Below are 21653 nucleotides of genomic sequence, written 5' to 3'. Positions count from 1 at the left end.
TTATGAAACTTTCAACAATAGTACTTTCCATTATGTTAGGACTCAGTTCTTCAACTATGGCACAACAGAAGGATGTTACCATCAAACTTATCGAAACAACTGACGTGCATGGTTCCTTCTTTCCATACGATTTCATCACTCGAAAGCCTAAGAGCGGTTCTATGGCAAGAGTCTATACATTGGTAGAAGAACTGCGTAAGAAGGATGGAAAAGACAATGTCTATTTATTGGATAATGGCGATATCTTACAAGGTCAGCCTATCTCCTACTATTATAATTACGTTGCACCAGAGAAGACTAACATCGCTGCAAGCGTGCTTAACTATATGGGATATGACGTAGCAACGGTTGGAAACCACGATATTGAGACAGGACACATGGTTTATGACAAATGGTTTAAGGAGCTGAAGTTTCCTATCCTTGGTGCAAATATTATCGACACAAAGACTAATAAGCCTTATATCTTACCTTATTATACTATCAAGAAAAAGAATGGTATTAAGGTTTGTGTCATTGGTATGCTCACCCCTGCTATACCAAACTGGTTAAAAGAGAGCATTTGGAGTGGTCTACGCTTTGAAGAAATGGTCTCTTGTGCCAAGCGAACAATGGCTGAAGTGAAAACGAAAGAGAAGCCAGATGTTATTGTTGGTTTATTCCATTCTGGTTGGGATGGTGGTATCAAGACACCTGAATACGACGAAGACGCTTCGAAGAAAGTAGCAAAGGAAGTGCCTGGCTTTGATATTGTATTCTTCGGTCATGACCATACTCCACATAGTTCAATTGAAAAGAATATTGTTGGTAAAGACGTAATCTGTCTTGACCCTGCTAACAATGCACAACGTGTAGCGATAGCAACCTTAACCCTTAGACCTAAGACAGTCAAAGGTAAGCGTCAATACACCGTAACAAAAGCTACAGGTGAATTAGTTGATGTAAAGGAACTCAAAGCTGATGATGCTTTCATTCAGCACTTCCAACCAGAGATTGATGCTGTAAAAGCATGGAGCGATCAGGTAATTGGAAGATTTGAAAATACTATCTATACAAAAGATAGTTACTTCGGCAACTCTGCTTTCAACGACCTTATCCTCAACTTGGAGTTGGAGATTACTAAGGCAGATATTGCTTTCAATGCACCTTTATTATTCAACGCATCTATCAAAGCTGGTCCCATCACTGTTGCTGATATGTTCAATCTTTATAAGTATGAGAACAACCTCTGCACCATGCGTCTGACTGGTAAGGAGATTCGTAAGCATCTTGAGATGAGTTATGATCTGTGGTGTAACACGATGAAGAGTCCTGAAGACCACCTTCTTTTACTATCTAATACACAGAATGATGCACAACGTCTTGGCTTCAAGAATTTCTCATTCAACTTTGATTCAGCAGCTGGCATCGATTATGAAGTAGACGTTACGAAACCTGATGGACAGAAGGTACGTATCCTTCGAATGAGTAATGGAGAACCATTTGATGAGAATAAGTGGTACACAGTAGCAGTTAATAGCTATCGTGCTAATGGTGGTGGCGAGTTATTAACCAAGGGTGCTGGTATTCCACGTGACTCTTTGAAGAGTCGAATCATTTGGGAAAGTCCAAAAGACCAACGTCATTATTTAATGGAAGAGATAAAGAAGGCAGGTGTGATGAATCCACAGCCAAACCATAACTGGAAGTTTATTCCAGAGACATGGACCGTTCCTGCTGCAGCACGTGACCGTAAACTTCTTTTTGGTGAATAAACAAATCAGAAGGACAAATAACCTAAGAGCAATAAACATAATGACAGTTTAGAATTTAAGGTTAATAGAATTAGGCAAAAGATTAATACTGAGACCAATGAAGAAATACTGGTTTGTTTTCTGCAAGACAGATATTATGCTTGAGAAAGTGGGTAAAGGCTATACCATTCCACTTTCTGAAGAAGCTCCAGTAACACTACATCCTTGGACACACGTACTGAACGTCACACCAATGGAAGACGGTACAGAAGTGAAGGCGGTCATGATAGACCAACCTATTACAGACAATCCTCTGTATGAGATGTGTGGCTTACGTCCTTCCTTCTACCACCTTTCCAAAGAACTTTATCTCAAGGCTGGCAAGTGTCACGAACTACTTTACTGGGATAATAACACGAAGTTCTGTGGCGTTTGTGGTGCACCGATGAAGATGCACACTGATATATCAAAGCGTTGCACGAACTGTGGAAAAGAAGTATGGCCACAATTGGCAACTGCAGTCATCGTTCTTGTACACCGAGGCAACGAGGTCCTTTTGGTACATGCTCGTAACTTCAAAACTGATTTCTATGGACTGGTAGCAGGCTTTGTTGAGACTGGTGAAACACTCGAAGAAGCTGTACATCGTGAGGTAGAAGAAGAAACAGGACTCAAGATAAAGAACATCCGATACTTTGGTTCACAACCTTGGCCCTATCCTTGTGGTCTGATGGTAGGCTTTAATGCCGATTATGACGGTGGAGACATTCATCTACAACAAAGCGAACTATCAAAAGGAGCCTGGTTTACTAAAGACAACCTACCAACCATTCCTGAGCCTTTATCAATAGCAAGAATGATTCTTGATGATTGGATAAATAAAACATCAATATAAACTAAAGAGTATTTAAACCTTAAAACAATGATGACTTTCTTAGAAAAAGCCCTCGGCTTTAACCCCAAGTCGATGAAGCTCCGCACTGAGATTATTGCTGGAGCAACGACATTCTTAACTATGAGCTATATCTTAGCAGTTAATCCAAGTATCCTTGCGACTACTGGTATGGACAAGGGAGCACTCTTCACGGGTACAGCTCTTGCTGCTGCCATTGCTACATTGCTGTTAGCATTTATGGCAAAACTACCGTTTGCACAGGCACCCTCTATGGGTCTTAATGCCTTCTTTGCCTATACACTCTGCGTATCATTAAAGTTTACATGGCAGCAGTCACTTGCCATCATGCTCATTGAGGGTATTCTCTTCATCGTAATTACCTTTTTCAATGTGCGAGAGATGATTCTCAATGCCATCCCAACGAATTTACGCTATGCCATATCGGCAGGTATTGGTATGTTCATTGCCTTTATCGGTCTGAAGAATGCAAACATTATCGTTGATAACGATGCAACCCTCGTAGGCTTAGGAGCCTTCACACCTACCTGTATTCTTGGTATCATCGCTATCTTACTCAGTGGTGCACTTATGGCAAGAAACGTCAAAGGCTCTTTGTTCTGGGGTATCATCATCACGACAATTATCGGTATACCAATGGGTGTAACGGTTTTTCCTAACGGATGGTTACCTGTTTCTGCACCACAAGACATAACTCCAATCTTCTGTAAGTTTGACTTCTCAAGTCTTCTGAACCTCAAGACAGTATTGGTAGTATTCTCTCTTTTGTTGATTAACATCTTTGATACTATCGGTACGCTGATGGGCTTAGCTGATAAGACAGGTATTGTTGAAGCAAATGGCAACATCCCTCATGTAAAGGAAGCCATGATGAGTGACGCCATCGGTACAACCTGCGGTGCTATGTTGGGTAGTTCAACACTGACAACATACGTTGAGAGTGCCAGTGGTATTGCGGAAGGTGGCCGTTCTGGAGTAACAGCATTCACGGTAGGTATCTTCTTCATCATTGCTCTCTTCCTATCCCCTATCTTCTTACTCATCCCAAGTGCGGCAACAAGTGGCGCTTTGGTTATGGTAGGTGTACTGATGATAGACTCTGTGAAGAAGATTGATCTCCAAGATATAACAGAGTCCTTCCCAGCCTTTATCACGATGATAACAATGGTACTTTGCTATTCCATCGCTGATGGTATTTGCTTAGGAATCCTCGCATACGTATTCATGAAGACTTGTACACGTCGGTGGAAAGAACTGAACTGGACACTCATCATCTTGGCTGTTCTCTTTGTCTTGAACTTTATAAAAGGCTAAACACCTTATTATATAGACATCTCTCTCCCTATGAGCAATAACCTTACTCATAGGGATTTTTTGTCTCCATCATCATAATAAATCAACTTCTTAAACTATAATCCTATGCTATACAAAGAAAAAGAACAAAAAAACTTGATAAAGTTTGCACAGTTCAAATAAAATGACTACTTTTGCAACCGCTTACGAAAAGTAAGGGCGTTTAGCTCAGCTGGTTTAGAGCATCTGCCTTACAAGCAGAGGGTCGGCGGTTCGAATCCGTCAACGCCCACCACCTTGGGTAGTTTCCAGAGTGGCCAAATGGGGCAGACTGTAAATCTGCTGCTTCTAGCTTCGGTGGTTCGAATCCATCACTACCCACAAAAGAGTTGTAGTCATCTGATTACAACTCTTTTGTTTTATATATCTATTAAGATACTACCGACCTATACCCTACTCCACTATGATTAAGAGATAAGTATATAGAGGTAATCATGGACTTATAATCTTTAACTGGTACCCTTGTAACCATTGAAATCATTCGTTATAGCATTACCCTCCAACTCGCCTTTGCCTCCTTTAGCTTTCTCTATGATGATTGAAGAACAACCTACCAAATGTCGCAGGACAATATCATTTCTATGTGCAGTAAAAACTATGGATTTGCCCAATACAAATACGTAACACAACCACACAATTATACCAATTATTTTTTATTTTAGTTTGCTGTCACATTTAACATTTCCTGTAACTACATGTAAATTAATTATTTATATACCCTAAAAGGATGACAGATATGACAGCAAAGTTCGTTTTGATAAAATTACTTCAGAATAATCTCTTACCTTAAAGCACGATTATTCAACCCATATTCTTATCTGTACGACATAATTACAGCTAAGCCACTACCCCGAAGCAATCATTATACCGAGAATACAGCTTATTAGATTAAAACAATATATGGTCCAATGCACAAGGTTCTCAAGTCTGATAATATCGTCTTTCTTCGTGAATCTACACCTCTCACCCTTATCAGACAGGCTGCTAACACATTAATAAAACGACCCTAACCAAACAATATCTTTACCCCCTTAAGAGAGTTTTATGATTAATCCCCACCCTATTCGGAGAAGACAAAGGGATGAAATACCCTATCTGCAAGGACTATTTGCATGTATTTTTAAGCGTTAGGTTGTGAAAAGAAAAACTTTCATTTCCCTCTATCTATATCTTACATGAATGAAACCCGCCAATTGCACCACATTTAGGAAACACCAATTGCATCGTAAAGAATAATTACATAATTAGAGATCAACATTCTCAAGTCCAAGGTATGAAATCTTCTACTAACGAGCTTATAACTCACAATAAATCACTACATTACAAAGAGCATTAAAGAACATGCCCTTCTTGCTTCAAGAAGAGCGTCTTCAACATGCAAGAAGGGCATGTTCTCGAATATAGTTAGGCCTTTTCTATCAATCCAAAGAGCCTGTAGTAGCCTTAATGGGGAGCAAAAATACTGACAAATAATTAAGGTTTTAAGAAGTGAAAGAATATAAAAGCTAAATTATACAAGCATTGACTACACTACAGTCAAATATCGACATAAAAAAAGACTCTCATTACTGAGAGTCTTTTGAGGTGCCTAGCGGAATCGAACCGCTCTACATGGTTTTGCAGACCATTGCCTAACCTCCCGGCCCAAGCACCATTCTTATAACAAATCATCATTGCGATTTGCGAGTGCAAAGATAATCAATTAATTCGGTTCAACCAAACAATTTAGAGACTTTTTTCAATAAACATGCTATCAACTCAATGTTATGAACAAATTCAACAAGTCTCTATAGCCTATCTTGTAAGAGATGGTATAAACAAAACTAATGACAAATATCTCTTCAGAAACTACTTGAAGCATACAGGCTTCTTGCGCCCTTTCCTTTTCTGCTTTGCTTTCAACTGGTCATGTATAGCACAGCCAGCACATCCATGACAAGGATCACTCGCCGCTCTAAACGTTTGCCACGTACGATAAGCCACATAGCCAATAGCTGACAAAATCACTATGGCTAAGACAAAATACTGCCACATAAATCCTCCTTTCTACTCTTTTTATACTGGATTATCAGTAGTATCTTCTGCAAAGAGGTCCTCCGCAACGTTCATTTCGTCATCATCAAACCACTTTGACAGTTTATCCTGTGCCTGCTTCTTAATATCATCATCGATAGAAGTCCACACTTTATTCAGTGCATAAAGTAGGACAGTAAGGTCGTCGGTGAGTCCTGCTATAGGAATAGCATCTGGTACAATATCAAGCGGAGAGATAAGGTATCCCAACGCACCAATGATAATCGCCTTATCCTTCAATGACACTTTATCACTCTGCAATAAGTAATATAGTAGCAAAGCAACATATACCAACTTAGCACCTGCACGTTTTGCAATACGCTGAATCTTATCAAAGAACCCCTGCTGGGTGAACTTATCTTTATATTTCTGTAAATCAGGTAACTCCATACTTATCGTTAAAACATTAATTAAACCTACTCGAATGCCATCACACGGTCCACATAAGCCTTTGCTTCTGGGTAGTCCAAGTTTGCACGTCGAATCTTACTACGTACCATCAACTTCATGAGGAGTCTGTAAAGAAGGAAGAGAATGAGTCCTACACCAATCGCTGCCAACACATTCAATGCCCCTTTGAAAGGCAAAGAGTCATCAGGAAAAGCCGATAAAATCAATATTGGCAGACACATTAGAAACCCTGCTATCGTATAGCGTGTACGCTCCGTTCCCTCGCTATCCAAAGCTGCCTGGTAGTCGAAGAGATAATTAGAAAGGTCCTCTTCGCTAAGCTCTGCCGGCAACTGCGGGAACCCATCTTCGTCTTTATGATTTCGGATTTTATTTTCTACAGTGCGTTGAAAATCGTCCAACACAGTTACATATTTCTCTTCTAAATCTTTCATAACATCTTAAAGTATTAATTTTAGTATAGTTACATTTCCCCTAATCTCTCCGTTATACCCACATGAGAGAAGAAGGACTTATATGAAAGAAAAATAAAACAGTGTTCCTATAAGCCGGGTTCTGTCTCTCCCTCATCTTTAGATAATAGGAAGATGCCTGTCATTTATCTATATTACAGGTCGCCCTGCAACTAAAGCATTCTACCCTCCGTTGTGCTTATAGCTTGGGCGGGCTACCCTCAAACAACGGTTTACATGAACTTGCAGCTCCTGAACGGCACAGCCAGACGATCACCCGCCTGCTGGTAGTCTCTTACACCACCTTCTCATCCTTACCATACGAGTGTATGGCGGTTATTTTCTTCTGCCTACATCTACTGTCACCAATAGCTTCTATTTTCGGAAGCAGGATGCCCTATGCTGCCCGGACTTTCCTCTCGCACCCATTACAGATGCCAGCGACAGAGCCGGAACACTGCCTTATCAGAGTGCAAAGATAGTAGAAATCATGGAAAAGGCAAAATATTTCAATGATTATCTATATTTATTACAAAGAATGGCATAAGCGAATTTATTATTCGTATCAGCTTATCATCACTCTTCCTTGTCTCGTTTTGCATGCACAAACATTGATATACATGGGATAAAAGAAACTAAATTTACATCTGACAAAACTTTTTTTGCATGCCACTTTTCACAAGTGTGAAGCGTTAACCAACGATAGATGATTTCCTCAAAACAAATTTTCCTGTCATATCTGTCAGCTATCAATAACAAATAAGTTTCTAACACACAGCAACTTACTTGATTTGTTAAATATGACAGCAAACTAATTTTAAAAATAATCTTGCTATAATGTGCGTTATTACCTTGCTTATTTCAGTAGACTTTAATGCTTTTACTGTTCGAAGAACATAATACACATTGCTAAAACAGATGCATAAATCAAATGAAAAAGTTCAATCTGACACAAACAACAACTCTACAAACAAATTAAACATCAATGACCATAGAGATGGCACTTCCATATACTTTTCCTTTTACAAAGTATCGTTATAGAGAGTAAAATGTTTGAAATAACAACAAAAATAACGCTCAAACTGAATGAATGTAAATTATTTTATACCGTTAACTAAGAACCGTTAAGACGCATTTGGGAAATGTTAAAATCGGATAAAGATAACTGACAAAATGTCGGTTTCTCACTTTTTGCATCTATATTTGCATCTCGAAAGATGTCAACAAGACATTTAGAAATAATGACTACTTGACACACAAAAAAGTAATTAACGTACAAATAATTAAGTATATGAAGAATTTATCAAAGTATTTGGTAGGTGCAGCATGTGTTACTGCCCTTGCTTTTTCTACAGGCGCATTCATCAAAGTTTATGCAGCTGAGACACCCGTTGTAGCTCCTGGACAGCCAGTCGACTTGACATACGCTGCCGAGAAGGCTCTTCCAGCCGTTGTTCACATTAAGTATGTACAGAACTCTAAGACACAAACCGTTGACGTTCAAGACGACCCATTCGGTGGTTTCTTCGACCCATTTGGCTTCTTTGGAAATCCTAACCAAGGTAATGGCTCACGCCGTCAGCAGGTACAGACCCCTAAGAAGGAGGCTACTGGTAGTGGTGTTATCATCTCTCCTGATGGTTATATCGTAACGAATAATCACGTTGTTGAGGGCGCTGACGAACTGACAGTCACACTGAATGACAACCGTGAGTTCTCTGCTCGCATCGTAGGAACTGACAAACAGACAGACCTTGCATTACTGAAGGTTAACGCAAAGAATCTCCCTACCCTCCCTATCGGTGACTCTGACAAATTGAAGGTAGGTGAATGGGTGATTGCTGTAGGTAACCCTTACAACCTCAATTCTACAGTTACTGCAGGTATCGTAAGTGCTAAGTCACGTGGCTTGGGTGCTACTCGCAATGGTATTGAGAGCTTTATCCAGACTGACGCAGCCATCAACCAAGGTAACTCTGGTGGTGCATTGGTTAACACTCAGGGCGAGTTGGTTGGTATCAATGCTATGCTCTACTCACAGACTGGTGCATACAGTGGTTACGGTTTTGCCATCCCAACATCAATAATGAATAAGGTTGTTGAGGATATTAAGAAGTATGGTAGCGTACAGCGTGTAATGCTCGGTATCCAAGGTGGCGACGTCTTAAATTATATCAATGCACAGAAAGAAGAGGGCAAGAGTGTTGACCTCGGTACAAACGAAGGTGTATATGTCAGCGAGGTATCAGCTGATGGCAACGGAGCTGCCTTAGGTTTGGCTAAGGGCGATGTTATCACTAAGTTTGATGGACAGAAGGTAACACGTATGTCTGAGCTTCAGCAGGCACTCAACAGCAAGCGTCCTGGCGACAAGGCTACTGTAACCTATATCCGTCACAAGAAGGAGATTTCAAAGACTATCACACTGAAGAATGCACAAGGAACGACAAAGGTTATTGAACAAGCCGACATTGACGTTCTCGGTGGACAGTTCCGTCCTGTACAAGACAATCTTAAGAAACAGCTTAATATCAGCTATGGTCTTGAGGTATTGAAGGTTAACAATGGTGCACTGAAGAATGCTGGCATCAATCGTGGGTTCATCATTCAGAATGTAAATGAGAACATGGTGAAGACTATAGACGACTTGCAGAACATCGTTAAGAAGGCATCAACCAGCAAGGACCCTGTACTCTATGTACAAGGTATCTACCCAACTGGTAAGAAGGCATATTTCGCAATTCCGCTTGCTGACTAACAACAGATAACTTTCGACGAAGATGTCGATAAATGATAGGTCCCCCATCCTTGTAAGATAATCAAGAATGGGGGACTTTTTATGCTTTAGCTGCTCACGATAAAGGCAGAAAAAGGCATAAAGATAGCCAACCTAAACAATGATACAACAAAGAGGTACAAACCATGAGGATAAAACTTACCATACAACATTAAACTTTCTTAGGTCAGTTTTTTACTTTTTTATTTGTTTAACTCATTGAATTTGTGTAAATTTGCCATCACTTTATATAATACTAAGCACATGAGACAGCTGAAAATCACAAAATCGATTACGAATCGAGAGAGCGCTTCTCTCGACAAGTATCTACAGGAGATCGGTCATGAAGAAATGATCAGTATTGAAGAAGAAGTTGAGCTTGCTCAAAAAATCCGGAATGGTGATCGAAAGGCTTTAGAACGTCTTACAAAGGCCAACCTACGTTTCGTTGTCTCTGTTGCTAAGCAGTATCAAAACCAAGGTCTCTCACTGCCCGACCTCATCAATGAAGGGAATGTAGGACTCATTAAGGCAGCTGAGAAATTTGACGAGACCCGTGGGTTCAAGTTTATCTCATACGCTGTATGGTGGATAAGACAAAGTATCTTACAGGCAATAGCCGAACAAAGTCGTATCATTAGGCTACCACTAAATCAAGTTAGTTCTGTCAATAAAATCAATAAGATATTGACTCAGTTTGAACAAGAGAACGAGCGACGACCCAGTATTGATGAGATAGCACAGAACACAGACTTACCAGAAGACAAGATTGTTGATGCGATGAAGGTTAATTCCCGTCATGTATCGGTTGATGCGCCTTTCTATGACGATGAACAGAGCAGTCTGTTAGACGTTATCCCCAACGACAACACCCCTTCTACTGATAAGGAATTAGTTGAGGAGAGTTTACGTGACGAGATCGGAAGAGCTTTACAAATTCTCGAAGATAGAGAGAAGGTGGTTATTGAAGCTTATTTCGGTATAAACCAACGAGAAATGACCTTGGAAGAGATTGGCAGTAAGTATAATCTCACACGTGAACGTGTTAGACAAATAAAGGAGAAAGCAATACGACGCCTACGCCAGCAAACCAATAGCAAGATATTGAAGGCGTATTTGGGGCAATAACATAACATTATAATATATTTATAAATTAAGATGAAAGTACGTCAGGTATTAATCATAGCGGTAGTACTCCTACTGGGATGGGTAAATAGTAGTAATGCAAAAGGATATAAACCTGCAAAAGTCTATATGTTTGGCTTCGCAGCTTCTTTTAATGATTCAACGGTCTACATGACCAACGTACAGAAGATAGATGCTTACCTTGCCAACGACCGCACGAATTTCCTTGCTAATCGTGAAGACTACTCCTATCAGCTTCGTTATTACCTTCAGAGTACTGGCTTGCTAAACTTTCCAACCTGCGTAACGATGTATGCAGAAAATGAAAGTAAGGCTATGAAGAAGTTCACAGCCTTAAAGAATAAATACGAAAAGGGTAAGAAGAAGTTTGATGTTAAGTTGATTTCTGACTCTGAGTTCAGATATAAGGCTGTAACACCAGATAACTATACTCCAAACGTAACTCCTCAAGTGAATACGACACCTGCAGTTCAATCAAAGGAAGCCCAAACACAAGAGAATGGAAATAAATAACTTTAGAATAGCTGACTTTGATATACAGATTATCTTCCGTGAGACGGGTGTCAATGGAATGCACTTACTAAGTTCTTTTGAACCTTTTAGGATTAAGGAAGTATCGGAGGATGTCTTTTTCCGACTGACTGTTGACGATACGCTTCGTCCTATCCCAAAAGATAGAAGACAACGTATTCGTGCCTTTGATACAGGAAACGGTGACACTGTTGTCGACCGTGTTGATGATGGTAGTTATCAGTATATTATCAAAGACATTAATGGTGCTGACTGCTGTCTTCTACAGAGCAATAAGGATTTCTCTGATTGCCGTTGTGCACTCAATGGTAATAAGAACATGCGTACATTTGGACTGAACAATGCCTTAATGCTTATCTTTGCTTTTGCTGGTGCACATAAGAAGACATTGTTGATTCATGCTTCCCTCGTTCGTAACAACAACTATGGGTATGCTTTTATAGCTAAGAGCGGAACAGGTAAGTCTACACAGGTTAGTATGTGGCTACGCTATATTCCTGGCAGCGACCTTATGAATGACGATAACCCCATTGTTAGAATTATTAATGGTGAGACGTGGATATATGGTAGTCCTTGGAGTGGAAAGACTCCATGCTATCGAAATGTCAAGGCACACTTAGGAGCCATCACACGAATTGATCGTGCAAAGATAAACTCTGTAGAGAAACCTAATCCTATTGCGGCCTTTGCTTCACTCCTACCCTCTTGTTCAAGTATGAAATGGGACTCAGATATCTATAATGGAGTTTGCGATACAATTACAAAGATAGTTGAAACAGGAAGGGTTTTCACATTGCACTGTTTACCAAATCAGGAAGCAGCAGAGGTCTGCTATCAAACGGTAACAAAAAGGTAAGGCTTACGTCAAAGAATGACTACCACTACTTTTATGTCCCAGCTTACTATCAAACAGTAACAATAGATAAGACTTATGTCAAAGACTGTACTAACTACTTCTGAGATTCAGTTTGCTAATGCAGAGTTTCTACCAGAAGTTGTAAAGATATTAAATGAAGGCCATACGGTTACATTACGCCTTCGAGGCTATTCTATGCGTCCTTTCCTTGAGAACGATCGTGACAAAGCGTTATTGGTGAAACCTTCAAGTATCAAAGTTGGCGACCCAGTCTTGGCTGAAGTAAATCCTCTTCACTTTGTCTTACATCGCATTGATAGTATAGAAGGAGACAACGTGACCTTACGAGGCGATGGAAACCTTGGTGTCGAGCATTGCAAAAAAGAAAATATCGTAGGTGCCGTCATTGGTTTCTATCGCAAAGGAAGAAAAGAAATGGATGCTACCGACGCATGGAAATGGAGAACATATAGCTATATATGGACACGACTCCTACCGCTACGGAGATATCTCTTAGGTGCATATAGACGAATATGGATTCCTATCTTCGGTACAATTTGACCGATATAAAACGAAAGATAACAAAATAAATTATCAACAAGAATGAAAGTAAAAAATGGTTTCAACCTCCGTGAAGTATGCGGAGAGCATATCATCGTTGCTGAAGGAGATGAGAACATCGACTTTAGTAATATCATTTCAATGAACGAGAGTTCTGCATACCTGTGGGAAGAGGTGCAAAAAATGGGCACTTTTACAGTGGATAATCTCGTTGAACTCATCTGTAATCAATATGAAATCGACGAGACAACGGCCCGTAAGGATGCGATAGCACTTGCTGCACAATGGGGCACTGCTGGTATCATTGAGGGTGATGACATTCCTGAAGACCAGTCAACCAACGAAAAAGAACTTACTGCTGAAACGAAAGACGCTATTAAAGAAGATGTACTTAAGCAAGAGAGTAAACCTAAGAAGAAAAGTTTCTTCAAGCGTCTTTTTGGATAAAAAAGATTGAGAAATATAGGATTAAGGACGTAATAAAACCGTTCGCTTTCAGATAGAGCATAAAAAAAGAGGGTGTCACCACCCTCTTTTTTATTTAATATCTAAAACTTACATTACATCATACCGCCCATTCCAGGAGCTGCTGGCATTGCTGGAGTATCCTCAACCTTGTCTACAATAAGACATTCAGTTGTCAAGAACATACCTGCGATTGAAGCAGCATTCTCAAGTGCAACACGAGATACCTTAGCTGGGTCGATAACACCGGCAGCACGAAGATCCTCGTAAACATCCTTGCGAGCATTGTAACCATAGTCACCCTTACCCTCACGAACATTGTTTACTACAACAGCACCTTCACCACCTGCATTAGCGATAATCTGACGGAGAGGCTCCTCAATAGCACGACAAACAATATTGATACCTGTCTGCTCGTCAGCATTCTCACCCTTAAGGTCTTTCAATACCTCTTGAGCACGGATGTATGTGGTACCACCACCAACAACTACACCCTCTTCCATTGCAGCACGAGTAGCGCAAAGAGCATCGTCAACACGATCCTTCTTCTCCTTCATCTCTACCTCAGAGTTAGCACCAACATAGAGAACAGCTACACCACCAGAGAGCTTAGCCAAGCGCTCCTGCAACTTCTCCTTATCGTATGAGCTTGTTGAAGCTGCAATCTCGTTCTTAATTTGAGCCACACGGTCCTTGATTGCTTCCTTCTCACCGGCACCATCAACGATTGTTGTATTGTCCTTAGAAATGGTAACCTTCTTAGCTGTACCTAACATCTCAAGAGTTGCCTTATCCAAAGAAAGGCCCTTCTCCTCGCTGATTACTACACCACCGGTCAACACAGCGATATCCTCAAGCATTGCTTTGCGACGGTCGCCAAAGCCTGGAGCCTTAACAGCACAAATCTTCAAGCCTGCACGAAGACGGTTTACAACCAATGTTGTCAATGCCTCAGAGTCAACATCCTCTGCAATGACCAACAATGGACGACCACTCTCTGCAGCTGGCTGGAGGATTGGAAGGAAGTCCTTAACATTTGAAATCTTCTTGTCGTAGATGAGGATATATGGGTTCTCCATATCACACTCCATCTTGTCTGTATCTGTTACGAAATAACCAGAGAGGTAACCACGATCGAACTGCATACCCTCAACAACGCCAATGCTTGTCTCACGGGTCTTGCTCTCTTCGATAGTGATAACGCCATCCTTAGATACCTTACGCATAGCATCTGCAAGCAACTTACCAATTTCTGGGTCGTTGTTAGCACTTACAGTAGCTACCTGCTCTATCTTGTCATAGTTGTCACCAACTACCTCTGCTGTTGCTTTGATATGGTCAACCACCTTAGCAACGGCCTTATCAATACCACGTTTGAGGTCCATTGGGTTTGCACCTGCTGTAACATTCTTCAATCCTTCAGTGACAATTGCCTGAGTAAGGATAGTTGCTGTTGTTGTACCGTCACCTGCATCGTCACCAGTCTTACTTGCTACACTCTTAACAAGCTGTGCACCTGCATTCTCAAAGTTATCCTCAAGCTCTACCTCCTTAGCCACGGTAACACCGTCCTTAGTAATCTGTGGAGCACCAAACTTCTTACCGATAACAACATTACGACCCTTAGGACCGAGTGTTACCTTCACTGCATTTGCCAACTGATCAACACCACTCTTCAAGAGTTCACGTGCGTCTGAATTGAATTTTATCTCTTTTGCCATTTTGTTTATTCCTTATTATTATTGTTTAGTTATGCTTTGCTTATCGTTCACCTTATATATATAAGTTAATAGTATTACATTCTTTAATAAGCAAAGGCTATTTATTCAACAACTGCTAATACATCACTCTGACGCATTATCAGATATTTCTCTCCTTCATTCTCAAGCTCTGTACCAGCATACTTACCATAGAGTACCTCGTCGCCAACTTTGAGAACCATCTCTTCATCCTTGGTACCATTACCAACAGCTACAACCTTACCACGCTGTGGTTTCTCCTTGGCTGTGTCTGGAATTATAATACCACCAACTTTCTCTTCTGCCTGTGCTGGGAGTACAAGCACTCTGTCCGCTAAAGGTTTAATTGTCATAATCGTATATTTTAAGATTTTGTTTATCATTACTCTACGACTCCTAAAAATCGTTTCGCCTTACTTTATACGAAAAGTATGCCAAAAGGACGTACTGACATCTTCACGAATATTATCTGACAACCTGTCAGTTCTTCTTGTCATATAAGCCAAGAAATAAAATAAAGTCTTATCTTTGCAATTGAAAAAGAATATGGTAAGAACTATCAAAGATTTACGATGGAAAAGATTACTAAGATTATTACAAGCGAACTTCAAGCTCTGTCTGACGATGAGAAACGAGAGATTTTCCCGAAGTTCTTTAAGGCTGGCAAAGGAGAATATGGTGAAGGCGACCGTTTCTTAGGTGTTACTGTTCCCAATATCAGAGCTATTGCCAAGCAGTACAAGAACATTTCCTTGAACGAAATACGAGAACTAATGCAATCAGAATGGCATGAGGTACGCCTCTGTGCTTTGCTTATTATGGTAGAGAAAAGCAAGAAAAAAGACGAGGCTTTACGTCAACAGCTATTTGATCTCTACCTTTCTCAAACCGATAGAATTAACAACTGGGACCTTGTTGATCTATCTTGCCGCTTCATTGTAGGAGAATACCTACTCGACAAATCACGTGACATTCTTTATCAATTAGCCCACAGTCCACTACTATGGGACAATCGTATCGCCATCGTATCAACATACGCATTCATTCGTAAAGGACAATTAGAAGACACCTATGCGCTGAGCGACCTAATGATGCAGCACCCACACGACCTCATGCACAAAGCTATTGGTTGGATGCTTCGCGAAGCTGGGAAGCGTGATTCTGAGCGACTTTATGATTACGTCATGAGCCATCGAGCAGACATGCCCCGCACCATGCTACGTTATGCCATTGAGAAGTTCTCACCCACAGAGCGTTCTATACTTATGAAACGTGGCTGACCCTCTTTTCTCTTTCGCCCACCTTCAAAACTTTAGTCCAGAGTGTCAAAGACAGAAGGACGTAAAAAGACGAATTGTCGTTTTAAGTTAAAGGTGAAAAGGCGAAGAGGCAAAGGGACTTAACCCTCATAATTAAAGCCTTCTGCAAAGATGTTTGCTATTATATAAGGTAATACGTAGCGCAAGGAAAGATAAATGTTTTTATATTTTTTAGCTAATTCCTTGTTTGTTTCATATATTCTCACTACCTTTGCGCCCAGTTAAAATAAAATTAACTCGTAATAACGATGAGAGTCATAAAGAATATTAATTCAGCAAATGTTTGCACTTTATTAGGAAATAAAGGCGCAGACACGCTTTGTGTTGTATTAGATTCTTTAACGAAGAAAGATGAAAAAAATATCGGAAATTATTTGGTAGTTCCAAATAATTTTGTACTCTCTCTCTCTCATATAGGCCAGGCCTAACCTCCCCACTTTTTTCTTCTCGCATACGCGCGCGAGGCGTGCCGTGCAACCCCTGTAAACAAAGGACTTTTCGGAGTTTCCTTTGTTCGCTTTTTTGTGTCCCTACGTAAACGAAATAAGAAGAATTTAAGCACGAAATAATAACTATTTTTTAATCAATAAGACAATGGATAAAAAGAAACAAAAGAAGAACTATTCTGCACCGGAGTGTGAAATAGTTTACGTAAACGAAACCACTAATCTGATGGACGCATCCATGCCTGGCCAGCACAAAAAGGCAAACCATGCTACTGGTCCAGCTGCTGCTAAGGCAAGTCAATGGGATGAGGAAGAGTTCGAAGATGAAAACTCAACCTCATGGGAAGACTAACAGAGTGTAATTAACTAAAAGAACAAATTAAAACGAATAAATGATGAAGACAACAATGAAACAATATTCATTCGCATCGCAACTAAAGTCTTTGGCTGTCGTGTTCGGCATTGCCTTGACTTTCGCATCTTGCGCTAAGGAGGATGTGGCACAAAATCCAACCAACAAAGAGGGCGATAACGATAAGAACTTAACAACTTTTGTGGCAGGCGACGAGGCAAATACTCGCACATCATTGGATTATAACAGTAGCGACTTCTCTTGGGAGGCAGGCGATTATATCTACGTTAAGGATGATGATGGCGTATTGCAGAAGAGTAGCAATGCTCCAACTCAGAAGGTAGCTTCGTTCCGTTATAGAGTTCCTGGTAAGTTTGGCGCAAGTGCAAGTTATAAGGTTTATTACTTGGGAAAGAACAGTAACGGCAGCCAAGTAACAATCTCCGCAACGCAAAGTCAGTCTAAACCAGACAACACCGAGCATTTCGGCACAGCAGGCGACTATGGCACTGCTACGGCAACAGGAGCAGTCGGCGGCAGCATCTTTAGCTTCCAGTTAGAGCATCAGCCAGCTTACCTTGTCTTCCAGCCTTACACAAGTAACACAATTCTGCATAACTGTTACTTGACCAAGGTGGAGGTAACTTCTGACAACGATATTGCCGAAACATACAGCATCAATACGACAACAGGTGCATTGGACGCTTCAGCAGGTACAGGCAGCAAACAAATCGTCTTGACAACAAAAGGCGGTAGCAATCCAAACGGCTTCCCACTAAACAACAGTTCAGCCAGCGTAAGTACCAACGGTGCATACATGGTGATTAAGCCAGGAACTCATATCTTAAAAGTACGTTATTGGGTAAAAGACGTAGCTACCAACGTAGAGGGTACTATTACGAAGACGCTTCCTGCCACAGCTTACGTTTCAAACACGTACTACGACATGACCGCACAGCTTGACGTGAAAAATTATGACGGTGACCATTATTACATGTGGGATGCACAAGAACAATATTGGAAAGGTCATGAATGGAATAGTGCCAATCCATGGCAGTCAGTGTTGAGTGGTTATAGCAACAACAACTACCCTAAAAATAACACTGATTCTCGTTATTGTAATGAAGGTAATGGTCCATTGCAAGCAACCCATTCATGTGCAAATCTTCCAAACATTAACGAAATGACATGGTACGCCGCAAAGGGCGATCCACGTTGGGATGGTGACGAATTATGGACAACAATGGGTCACTTATATAAAGGTGGCATGTGGTTTAAGAAGAAGGCGAGTATAAGCGGATACAACCCTAATACCGCAGTAGACGGAAGCGATTTGCGAACAAATGGCCGGATGGGCAGCTGGTCTATATCTCAGACTCTTCCTTCTGCTGCCGAGGCAGGCAATTATTTCTACCTACCCGCTTCGGGTTTCTACAGCTATGGTACACTGAACTACGACTACAACGGGTACTATTGGTCGTCAAGTTCTTTCTCGTGGAACAATACTTTGGCATACGCCCTGATATTTACCAGGAGTGGCATCAAGGTGTCGTACCAAAGCCGCCTCTACGGTTACAGGGTCGGCGGGTTTCAGTAGTCCTTGCGATTGCCTCTTTACAGGTGTCGCCCTCTAAAAGGCGACACCAAAAGAACCGCCGTAAGACCCCACCCCGGCCCTCCCCAAAGGGGAGGGAGTGCCTAACGGACAGAGCTTCTGCTGAATGCGTATTCCGTCGCTGCGCTCACCGTATCTGCGTGTTGGCGGATGCGTATTTAGCTACTCGTAGATACGCATTGCGCAGCCGTTAGATGCGTATCTAACAGTAGCGCTCACCGCATTCAGCAGCAACGCTCACCGCATCTAACGGCACGTAGATACGCATTGCGCAGCAAGGGAATACGTATTTAGTGGGAGAAGGGTGCAGAAAGGGGGACAGAAGAGACGATGAAAGGGAGGAAACAAACTAAGAAAATAGAATGGGACAGCATGAAGATGCGCAAAGAAAGCTGCAGAGGCGTGCTGCCCTATGCTATGATAAACAACAATAGTATTAATAATTTAAAGTCGAAAGAATCATGAAAATTCGTTTAGTACCAAAGAAAAATCCGCAGAAGCGGGAGGAAGTGAAGTTTTATGCTAACCCTGTTAACCTTGGGCATAAGTCGCTCGACGACATTGCACGTGACATTGCGGGGCGTTCGTCCTTGACTCGTGGTGATGTGTCGAACGTGTTGTATAACTTTATTGATTGCTTGCCCCATTATCTCCGTGATGGTTTCAGCATTCAGTTGGGCGAGTTTGGCTCGATGCGTGTCACACTGTCGAGCAAAGGAGCCGAAAAAGAAGAAGATTTTAAGACCGCAACCATTAAGCCTCGTGTTGTCTTCACGCCAGGCGGAGAATTGAAGCGAGAGTTAGCCGCAAACTCCTATGAGTCGGTGAGGAAGAAGGAGGAAGCAGAGAAAGACAAGAAAAAAGAGGATAAGAAAAAGAATGGAGAAGGAAGTGGCCCAGTAGCGGGCCAAGGATAGGAAAGGATATTGGCCTAATAGGCCTAATAGGGCTAATAAGGCCAATAAGGCTAATGGGCCTAATAAGGCCAATATTCAAGAAAAGAAAAAAGTTCGGTTTTAATAATACTGAATTGATTAATTTAGTTTTAATTATGTTTCCAGCGGGAAGGCATTGATGTGATATCAATGACGATACATCGGTAATTTAATTTTCGTTTCTTGCCCCTGGCGCCATTGTTGGTGTCATGGGGCAAGTTTTTTGGTGGTAGCTCGTTGATTTTTTCTCACAGATTTTAGAACGTAAGAAACTCGTTGGGAATTTTATCTCTCACAGATTTTCACAGATGAACAGAAGCCTTTCTGCTAACAAGGGGAACCCACAAACGCCGGCAAACGGCGACAGATATCACAGAGCGTTATTGCTAATCATCAACACCTAACAATTAACACCCAACACCCAACAATAGCTGAAAGGTTCTGTGATATCGGTTGACTTAATGTCTCTGTGCGCCTTTGTGATTTCTGTTCTTCTGTGTAGTTCTGTGAGAGAAAAAAGGAGAACATGAGAGAGAGCGGCCCCTCCCCCAACCCCTCCCCCGAAGGGAAGGGGCGTAATCACAGAGATACCCCTATGGAGAGGGTGTACGCTTCGTTCTATCCTCTTATCAGCAACCCTATAGGGGTAACCTCACATACTACGCCCCTTCCCTTCGGGGGAGGGGTTGGGGGAGGGGCCGCTTCCTTTAACATTAGCTGAAAGGCTCTGTGTCATCGGTTGACTTAATGTCTCTGTGCGCCTTTGTGAAATCTGTTCGTCTGTGTAGTTCTGTGAGAAAAAGAATATAAGTGGCTTGATAGATGTTCTGTATGCCATTATATAAGAGCTTTAGTTTATCACCCCAAATATCAGAAGAGTCCCCATAATTCACAATACAAAATAATAGTTTATCCTATATTTTTCTTACCTTTGCAATCAGAACATAAAATATAGTTTAACGAAATAATAAAGAAAATGAAACCTACATTATTACTCCTTGCGGCAGGTATGGGAAGCCGCTACGGTGGGCTGAAGCAGCTTGACGAATTAGGCCCTAATGGTGAGACCATTATGGATTATTCTATCTATGATGCTATCCAGGCAGGATTTGGTAAGATTGTCTTTGTTATCCGTAAGGATTTCGAGGAGCAGTTCCGCAGCCAAGTTCTTTCAAAGTATGAGGGTCATATCCCTGCAGAACTTGTTTTCCAGAGCATTGATGCACTGCCAGAAGGATTCTCTGTACCTGAAGGTCGTGAGAAGCCATGGGGTACAAACCATGCGGTATTGATGGCAAAAGATGTTATCAAAGAGCCATTCTGCGTTATCAACTGCGATGACTTCTACAACCGTGATTGCTTCAAGGTTATCGGTAAGTTCCTTGCTGACCTCCCAGAAGGTGCAAGAGACAAGTATGCAATGGTTGGTTTCCGCGTAGGTAACACGCTGAGCGAGAATGGTACTGTTGCTCGTGGTATCTGCTCTACCGATGCTGAAGGAAACTTGACAACTGTTGTTGAGCGCACAGAGATTGAGCGTCGCGATGGCGAAATCAAGTACAAAGACGACAATGGCGAGTGGGTAGCCGTAGGCGAGAACACTCCTGTATCTATGAATGTATGGGGCTTCACACCAGACTACTTCGAGTACAGCGAGGCTTACTTCAAGGAGTTCCTCTCTGATCCTAAGAACATGGAGAACAAGAAGTCTGAGTATTTCATCCCATTGATGGTAAACAAGCTCATCAACGATGGTACATCTACCGTGAAGGTGCTTGACACTACCAGCAAGTGGTTTGGCGTTACCTACGCTGCCGATCGTCAGAGCGTGGTTGACAAGATTCAGTCACTGGTTGACGATGGCACCTATCCAGCTAAATTGTTCTAATTCATAACCCCTGCCTGGGTACTATTTCCACATACATCCTTTGATATTATTCAAGATGTAAGACGGATATCCAGGCAGGGCTTTTTTATCTC

At 41.4% G+C, this 21653-nt stretch carries 20 protein-coding genes, 3 tRNA genes and 1 other RNA gene; 16 read left to right on the top strand and 8 right to left on the bottom strand.

Translation table 11 applies throughout. The features are described 5' to 3' along the window. Positions 1–2: 2 nt before the first annotated feature. The 5 genes from AXF23_RS13765 to AXF23_RS13745 all read left to right on the top strand — a co-directional run bounded on the left by AXF23_RS13765 (position 3) and on the right by AXF23_RS13745 (position 4317). Positions 3–1751: a bifunctional metallophosphatase/5'-nucleotidase gene (locus tag AXF23_RS13765; RefSeq protein WP_107625702.1), complete on the top strand. Its 1749-nt coding sequence runs from the start codon at positions 3–5 to the stop codon at positions 1749–1751. A gap of 97 nt (positions 1752–1848) precedes the next feature. Next, positions 1849–2625, top strand: coding sequence for an NAD(+) diphosphatase (gene nudC / locus AXF23_RS13760; protein ID WP_107625701.1), 777 nt, complete (start codon positions 1849–1851; stop codon positions 2623–2625). Positions 2626–2655: 30 nt separating this feature from the next. Continuing rightward, complete coding sequence (locus AXF23_RS13755) at positions 2656–3957, top strand: NCS2 family permease (protein ID WP_107625700.1); 1302 nt, start codon at positions 2656–2658, stop codon at positions 3955–3957. Between the two features lie 196 nt (positions 3958–4153). Continuing rightward, positions 4154–4231, top strand: a tRNA-Val gene (locus AXF23_RS13750). Between the two features lie 4 nt (positions 4232–4235). After that, positions 4236–4317 (top strand) — tRNA-Tyr (locus tag AXF23_RS13745). Between the two features lie 1261 nt (positions 4318–5578). Here AXF23_RS13745 and AXF23_RS16005 read toward each other — a convergent pair. The 5 genes from AXF23_RS16005 to rnpB form a co-directional block, all read right to left on the bottom strand. Beyond that, positions 5579–5649 (bottom strand) — tRNA-Cys (locus tag AXF23_RS16005). Between the two features lie 195 nt (positions 5650–5844). Further along, positions 5845–6030 carry a FeoB-associated Cys-rich membrane protein gene (locus AXF23_RS13740; RefSeq protein ID WP_107625699.1) on the bottom strand — a complete coding sequence of 62 codons (186 nt, stop codon included), beginning with the start codon at positions 6028–6030 and terminating at the stop codon, positions 5845–5847. A gap of 21 nt (positions 6031–6051) precedes the next feature. Further along, positions 6052–6459: a YkvA family protein gene (locus AXF23_RS13735; protein WP_107625698.1), complete on the bottom strand. Its 408-nt coding sequence runs from the start codon at positions 6457–6459 to the stop codon at positions 6052–6054. A gap of 26 nt (positions 6460–6485) precedes the next feature. Continuing rightward, positions 6486–6914: a hypothetical protein gene (locus tag AXF23_RS13730; RefSeq protein ID WP_107625697.1), complete on the bottom strand. Its 429-nt coding sequence runs from the start codon at positions 6912–6914 to the stop codon at positions 6486–6488. 94 nt (positions 6915–7008) lie between these two features. Then, positions 7009–7393: RNase P RNA component class A (rnpB, locus tag AXF23_RS13725), an RNA gene on the bottom strand. Positions 7394–8223: 830 nt separating this feature from the next. Between rnpB and AXF23_RS13720 the strand changes: the two genes are divergently transcribed. From AXF23_RS13720 to AXF23_RS13695, 6 genes are all read left to right on the top strand, one after another. Then, a complete protein-coding gene (locus AXF23_RS13720; protein WP_107625696.1) occupies positions 8224–9690 on the top strand; it encodes a trypsin-like peptidase domain-containing protein in 1467 nt (488 codons plus the stop codon). Between the two features lie 282 nt (positions 9691–9972). Further along, a complete protein-coding gene (locus tag AXF23_RS13715) occupies positions 9973–10836 on the top strand; it encodes a sigma-70 family RNA polymerase sigma factor (RefSeq protein WP_089366608.1) in 864 nt (287 codons plus the stop codon). 30 nt (positions 10837–10866) lie between these two features. Continuing rightward, positions 10867–11367, top strand: a complete 501-nt coding sequence (locus AXF23_RS13710) for a hypothetical protein (protein WP_107625695.1) — start codon at positions 10867–10869, stop codon at positions 11365–11367. Further along, on the top strand, positions 11354–12241 hold the full coding sequence (locus AXF23_RS13705) for a hypothetical protein (RefSeq protein WP_107625694.1): 888 nt from the start codon (positions 11354–11356) through the stop codon (positions 12239–12241). Before AXF23_RS13710 ends, AXF23_RS13705 begins: the two co-directional genes overlap by 14 nt. Positions 12242–12316: 75 nt before the next feature. After that, positions 12317–12802: a S24/S26 family peptidase gene (locus tag AXF23_RS13700; protein ID WP_107625693.1), complete on the top strand. Its 486-nt coding sequence runs from the start codon at positions 12317–12319 to the stop codon at positions 12800–12802. A 42-nt stretch (positions 12803–12844) separates the two neighbouring features. Next, positions 12845–13249, top strand: coding sequence for a PqqD family protein (locus AXF23_RS13695; RefSeq protein ID WP_107625692.1), 405 nt, complete (start codon positions 12845–12847; stop codon positions 13247–13249). A 113-nt stretch (positions 13250–13362) separates the two neighbouring features. Here AXF23_RS13695 and groL read toward each other — a convergent pair whose 3' ends face one another. Both groL and AXF23_RS13685 read right to left on the bottom strand, forming a co-directional pair. Next, a complete protein-coding gene (gene groL / locus AXF23_RS13690) occupies positions 13363–14988 on the bottom strand; it encodes a chaperonin GroEL (RefSeq protein WP_107625691.1) in 1626 nt (541 codons plus the stop codon). Between the two features lie 101 nt (positions 14989–15089). Beyond that, positions 15090–15359 (bottom strand): co-chaperone GroES, encoded by a 270-nt coding sequence (locus tag AXF23_RS13685; RefSeq protein WP_107625690.1) that lies wholly within the window; start codon positions 15357–15359, stop codon positions 15090–15092. 219 nt (positions 15360–15578) lie between these two features. Between AXF23_RS13685 and AXF23_RS13680 the strand changes: the two genes are divergently transcribed. The 4 genes from AXF23_RS13680 to AXF23_RS13660 all read left to right on the top strand — a co-directional run bounded on the left by AXF23_RS13680 (position 15579) and on the right by AXF23_RS13660 (position 19655). After that, complete coding sequence (locus AXF23_RS13680; protein ID WP_107625689.1) at positions 15579–16286, top strand: DNA alkylation repair protein; 708 nt, start codon at positions 15579–15581, stop codon at positions 16284–16286. Positions 16287–16919: 633 nt separating this feature from the next. Beyond that, positions 16920–17123, top strand: a complete 204-nt coding sequence (locus AXF23_RS13670; RefSeq protein ID WP_107625687.1) for a hypothetical protein — start codon at positions 16920–16922, stop codon at positions 17121–17123. A gap of 43 nt (positions 17124–17166) precedes the next feature. After that, entirely contained in the window at positions 17167–18720 is a 1554-nt protein-coding gene (locus AXF23_RS13665) for a hypothetical protein (protein WP_107625907.1), read from the top strand. A 479-nt stretch (positions 18721–19199) separates the two neighbouring features. Beyond that, positions 19200–19655, top strand: a complete 456-nt coding sequence (locus AXF23_RS13660) for an HU family DNA-binding protein (RefSeq protein ID WP_107625686.1) — start codon at positions 19200–19202, stop codon at positions 19653–19655. A gap of 670 nt (positions 19656–20325) precedes the next feature. On the opposite strand, the gene AXF23_RS16000 is transcribed toward AXF23_RS13660, so the two are convergent. Continuing rightward, positions 20326–20511 (bottom strand): hypothetical protein, encoded by a 186-nt coding sequence (locus AXF23_RS16000; RefSeq protein ID WP_158267699.1) that lies wholly within the window; start codon positions 20509–20511, stop codon positions 20326–20328. 138 nt (positions 20512–20649) lie between these two features. On the opposite strand from AXF23_RS16000, the gene AXF23_RS13650 reads away from it, so the two are divergent. After that, a complete protein-coding gene (locus tag AXF23_RS13650) occupies positions 20650–21561 on the top strand; it encodes a glycosyltransferase family protein (RefSeq protein ID WP_089366130.1) in 912 nt (303 codons plus the stop codon). Positions 21562–21653 lie beyond the last annotated feature (92 nt).

The sequence above is a fragment of the Prevotella sp. oral taxon 313 genome, assembly GCF_003043935.1.
GTDB lineage: Bacteria > Bacteroidota > Bacteroidia > Bacteroidales > Bacteroidaceae > Prevotella > Prevotella jejuni.
Note: the sequence above shows the minus strand (reverse complement) of the source record. Positions and strands in the feature narration are given on the sequence as shown.

Bases quoted from the DNA above. Each gene is read 5' to 3' on its own strand.
- AXF23_RS13700 (WP_107625693.1), top strand. From the start codon at position 12,317: ATGTCAAAGACTGTACTAACTACTTCTGAGATTCAGTTTGCTAATGCA.
- AXF23_RS13680 (WP_107625689.1), top strand. From the start codon at position 15,579: ATGGAAAAGATTACTAAGATTATTACAAGCGAACTTCAAGCTCTGTCT.
- AXF23_RS13665 (WP_107625907.1), top strand. From the start codon at position 17,167: ATGAAGACAACAATGAAACAATATTCATTCGCATCGCAACTAAAGTCT.
- AXF23_RS13705 (WP_107625694.1), top strand. From the start codon at position 11,354: ATGGAAATAAATAACTTTAGAATAGCTGACTTTGATATACAGATTATC.
- AXF23_RS13715 (WP_089366608.1), top strand. From the start codon at position 9,973: ATGAGACAGCTGAAAATCACAAAATCGATTACGAATCGAGAGAGCGCT.
- AXF23_RS13735 (WP_107625698.1), bottom strand. From the start codon at position 6,459: ATGGAGTTACCTGATTTACAGAAATATAAAGATAAGTTCACCCAGCAG.
- AXF23_RS13755 (WP_107625700.1), top strand. From the start codon at position 2,656: ATGACTTTCTTAGAAAAAGCCCTCGGCTTTAACCCCAAGTCGATGAAG.
- AXF23_RS16000 (WP_158267699.1), bottom strand. From the start codon at position 20,511: ATGGCATACAGAACATCTATCAAGCCACTTATATTCTTTTTCTCACAG.
- AXF23_RS13670 (WP_107625687.1), top strand. From the start codon at position 16,920: ATGGATAAAAAGAAACAAAAGAAGAACTATTCTGCACCGGAGTGTGAA.
- AXF23_RS13650 (WP_089366130.1), top strand. From the start codon at position 20,650: ATGAAACCTACATTATTACTCCTTGCGGCAGGTATGGGAAGCCGCTAC.
- AXF23_RS13720 (WP_107625696.1), top strand. From the start codon at position 8,224: ATGAAGAATTTATCAAAGTATTTGGTAGGTGCAGCATGTGTTACTGCC.
- AXF23_RS13740 (WP_107625699.1), bottom strand. From the start codon at position 6,030: ATGTGGCAGTATTTTGTCTTAGCCATAGTGATTTTGTCAGCTATTGGC.
- AXF23_RS13730 (WP_107625697.1), bottom strand. From the start codon at position 6,914: ATGAAAGATTTAGAAGAGAAATATGTAACTGTGTTGGACGATTTTCAA.
- groL (WP_107625691.1), bottom strand. From the start codon at position 14,988: ATGGCAAAAGAGATAAAATTCAATTCAGACGCACGTGAACTCTTGAAG.
- AXF23_RS13710 (WP_107625695.1), top strand. From the start codon at position 10,867: ATGAAAGTACGTCAGGTATTAATCATAGCGGTAGTACTCCTACTGGGA.
- AXF23_RS13695 (WP_107625692.1), top strand. From the start codon at position 12,845: ATGAAAGTAAAAAATGGTTTCAACCTCCGTGAAGTATGCGGAGAGCAT.
- AXF23_RS13765 (WP_107625702.1), top strand. From the start codon at position 3: ATGAAACTTTCAACAATAGTACTTTCCATTATGTTAGGACTCAGTTCT.
- AXF23_RS13660 (WP_107625686.1), top strand. From the start codon at position 19,200: ATGAAAATTCGTTTAGTACCAAAGAAAAATCCGCAGAAGCGGGAGGAA.
- AXF23_RS13685 (WP_107625690.1), bottom strand. From the start codon at position 15,359: ATGACAATTAAACCTTTAGCGGACAGAGTGCTTGTACTCCCAGCACAG.
- nudC (WP_107625701.1), top strand. From the start codon at position 1,849: ATGAAGAAATACTGGTTTGTTTTCTGCAAGACAGATATTATGCTTGAG.